Origin of the sequence: Paracoccus sp. (in: a-proteobacteria), assembly GCF_047973135.1 — a bacterium.
GTDB lineage: Bacteria > Pseudomonadota > Alphaproteobacteria > Rhodobacterales > Rhodobacteraceae > Paracoccus.
This window is the reverse complement of sequence record NZ_JBKEBL010000210.1, coordinates 1-3,149: the sequence shown is the minus strand read 5'-3', so window position 1 is coordinate 3,149 and position 3,149 is coordinate 1. Positions and strand designations below refer to the sequence as shown.

General features: G+C 64.2%; 4 protein-coding genes and 2 pseudogenes. All 6 read left to right on the top strand.

Annotated elements, in window-relative coordinates; translation table 11 throughout:
* Positions 1 to 285 (top strand): annotated as a pseudogene (locus ACK5L9_RS16250) (dihydropyrimidinase); the annotation flags it as partial.
* The gene (locus ACK5L9_RS16245; protein ID WP_416912508.1) at positions 285 to 776 is read left to right on the top strand and encodes a hypothetical protein; all 492 of its coding nucleotides are present in this window, start codon (positions 285 to 287) and stop codon (positions 774 to 776) included. The pseudogene ACK5L9_RS16250 and the gene ACK5L9_RS16245, both read left to right, overlap by 1 nt.
* Positions 777 to 782: 6 nt before the next feature.
* Positions 783 to 1,571 (top strand): ABC transporter ATP-binding protein, encoded by a 789-nt coding sequence (locus ACK5L9_RS16240; RefSeq protein ID WP_416912507.1) that lies wholly within the window; start codon positions 783 to 785, stop codon positions 1,569 to 1,571.
* On the top strand, positions 1,564 to 2,013 hold the full coding sequence (locus ACK5L9_RS16235; protein ID WP_416912506.1) for a GNAT family N-acetyltransferase: 450 nt from the start codon (positions 1,564 to 1,566) through the stop codon (positions 2,011 to 2,013). The genes ACK5L9_RS16240 and ACK5L9_RS16235 overlap by 8 nt, the downstream gene beginning before the upstream one ends.
* Positions 2,010 to 2,873, top strand: coding sequence for an ABC transporter permease (locus ACK5L9_RS16230; protein ID WP_416912505.1), 864 nt, complete (start codon positions 2,010 to 2,012; stop codon positions 2,871 to 2,873). The genes ACK5L9_RS16235 and ACK5L9_RS16230 overlap by 4 nt, the downstream gene beginning before the upstream one ends.
* A pseudogene (locus ACK5L9_RS16225) lies at positions 2,870 to 3,149 on the top strand (ABC transporter permease); the annotation flags it as partial. The gene ACK5L9_RS16230 and the pseudogene ACK5L9_RS16225, both read left to right, overlap by 4 nt.

Sequence of the window (3,149 nt, the reverse complement as noted above, 5' to 3'; positions counted from 1 at the left end):
GTGGTCTGGGATCCGCAGGCGGAAAAGACCATCACCGCAGGCAGCCAGCAATCCGCCATCGACTACAACGTGTTCGAGGGGCAGCAGGTCAAGGGCCTGCCGCGATATACCCTGACCCGCGGCGTGGTTGCGGTGCGCGAAGGCAAGGTGGACAGCCACGAAGGCCACGGCGAATTCGTCGCCCGAGAGCCGCGCGGTCAGGTGAACCGGGCGCTGTCGGCCTGGAAGGAACTGACCGCCCCAAGGCCGGTGCAGCGGTCGGGGATACCGGCGACGGGGGTTTGATGAGCACCCTCAGAAGCAGCGGCTATTTCCTATGGTTCGCGGCGAGCATGCTGGCGGTCAGCCTGCTCTGGCCGCTCACGCCCGCTCTGTTTCTTCTGGTTGTATCCGGCGACCCCGGTGACGCGACCGGTATCGTGGATTACACCATTGGTCTGCTAGCGGCGCCCTTCATCACCCTTCCGTTCACGGTGATTGTCCTGCTGCTTGCCACAATCGTCACCTTGATCCCTGCCGCCTTCGGGTGGTGGCTCGGCAGTCACTTGGCCGACCGGACCGGGCTGTTCGGCCGCAAGGCCGCTTTTTCCGCGGGCCTCGGCGCCACGGTTTTCTGGCTGCTGGCTCTGGTTGCGGCAATGACAGTTTCGGACCGCACCGGACCGTTGGTAGGCGCGCTCTGGTTTGGTGGCCCCGCCCTCGTGATTGCGGGTCCCACTCTCGCGGTACTCCTGTTCCATCGGCGCTTCCCAAGCCTGCATGAAGGCGGAAATTGAAACCGAATGACCACAATTCCTGAACCCGTCATCACCGCCGAAAACATCGACCTGACCTTTCAGACTGCGGACGGCCCGGTCCACGCGCTGAAAGGCGTCGACCTGACCATCAACCAGGGCGATTTCGTCAGCTTTATCGGCCCTTCGGGCTGCGGCAAGACGACCTTTCTGCGCACCATCGCGGCGCTGGAGACACCGACCGGCGGCAAGCTGACCGTCAACGGGATGAGCGCGGATCAGGCGCGGAAGGCGCGGGCCTATGGTTATGTGTTTCAGGCGGCGGGGCTGTATCCGTGGCGGACGATTTCGGGGAATATCTCGCTGCCTCTTGAAATAATGGGGTTTTCCCGTGCCGACCGGAGGGAGCGTATCGAACGGGTGCTGGAACTCGTGGATCTGGGCGGGTTTGGCGGCAAGTATCCATGGCAGTTGTCGGGGGGGATGCAGCAACGCGCCAGCATCGCCCGCGCGCTGGCCTTTGATGCCGACATCCTGCTGATGGATGAACCCTTTGGTGCGCTGGACGAAATCGTGCGCGACCGGCTGAACGAGGCGCTGCTGGAGTTGTGGAGGAAAACCGGTAAAACAATTGTTTTTGTTACACATTCCATACCAGAAGCAGTCTATCTTTCGACCAGGATCGTCGTCATGTCTCCGCGTCCGGGGCGCATCACGCGGGTGATTGACAGCCCGCTGCCCGCCCATCGCCCGCTGGATATTCGCGACACGCCGGAATTCTTCGCGCTGGCCCATGAGGTCCGCGAGGGGCTGCGCGACGGGCACAGCTATGAGTAAGGCCGTAATCCGCCGCGCCATGGCCGGGGATATGCCGGCCTGCGCGGCGATCCTCAACCGGTGGATAGATGAAGCCGACTGGATGCCCCGCTGTCATCCGCCCACGGATGTCCAGCGGCATTACTGCACCTATATGCGGGCCAATCGCGTTGTGATTGTTGCCGAACATGGCGGGCTGATCGTGGGTTTTCTGGCGCGAGACGGGCAGACGATCACTGCGTTTTATGTTGCGGCGACGTGGCGGGGTGCGGGCATCGGGTCGGCCTTGCTTGAAAAGGCCCGGACCGGTCAGGCCCGGCTGGATCTGTGGACCTTTCAGGCCAATGCCTCTGTCCGACGGTTCTATGCAAAACAGGGTTTTCGCGAGGTCCGGCGCACAGATGGCGATAACGAGGAAAATCTGGCCGATATGCTGCTGGAATGGCGAAGGGAAACCGTATGAACCGCGCCCTGCCCATCCTGACCGTGCTGCTGGCCATCGTCGTGGTCTGGTATGTCGCCGCCGTCGGGATGAATGCGACATGGGTTCGCGATCAGGCGGCGCGGGCAGGAACCGAACCGGGCATGGTGGAACTGTTCCGCCAGACCATGACGCAGGACCGCCCCGTCCTGCCCGCGCCGCATCAGGTCGCCGCCGGGCTGTGGGACGGGATCGCGGGGCAAAAGATCACCAGCAAGCGCAGCCTGATCTATCACGGCTGGGTCACGCTGTCGGCGACGATGGCAGGCTTTGCCATCGGCAGTCTTGCGGGGATTCTGCTGGCGGTGGGGATCGTGCATAACCGGGCCATGGATCAGTCGGTCATGCCCTGGGCGGTGGCCAGCCAGACCGTGCCGATCCTTGCCATCGCGCCGATGGTGATCGTGGTCTTTGCCAGCGCCGGGATAACCGGGCTTTTTCCCAAGGCGATCATCGCGGCATGGCTGTCCTTCTTTCCGGTCCTTGTCGGCATGGTCAAGGGGCTGCGGACGCCCGACGCCATGCAGATGGACCTGATGCGCAGTTGGAGCGCATCGGGCGCGCAGGTGTTCTGGCGGCTGCGGCTGCCATCCTCGATGCCCTATCTGTTCGCCAGCCTCAAGGTCGCGGTGGCGGCTGCGCTGGTCGGCACGATTGTCGGCGAACTGCCTGCGGGCGCGACGGCGGGGCTGGGCGCACGGCTCTTGTCGGGCAGCTATTACGGGCAGACCATCCAGATCTGGTCGGCGCTGTTCGCCGCTGCGGCCCTTGCCGCCGCGCTGGTCATGCTGATCGGCCGGATCGAGGCCCTGACGCTGCGCCGGATGGGGCTGTCCCGATGAGCGCGCTGCCGATCATCGCCGTCTGGCTGGGCGCATGGGGACTGAACGCCTGGCTGTCGCGCATCGACACTCGCAGCGCGCGGGTGCTGGTCGCGCTGATCTTCGGCGCAACCGTTCTGATCCTGTGGGAGATGATCACCCGCATCTACAACGTACCCGGCGTGATCCTGCCCGCCCCCAGCCGGATCGCAGCCAGCTTTGCGGCGAATACCGGCATCCTGTGGACCGATTTCGTGCAGACCATCCTGAAGGGCGCGCTGTCGGGCTGGCTGATCG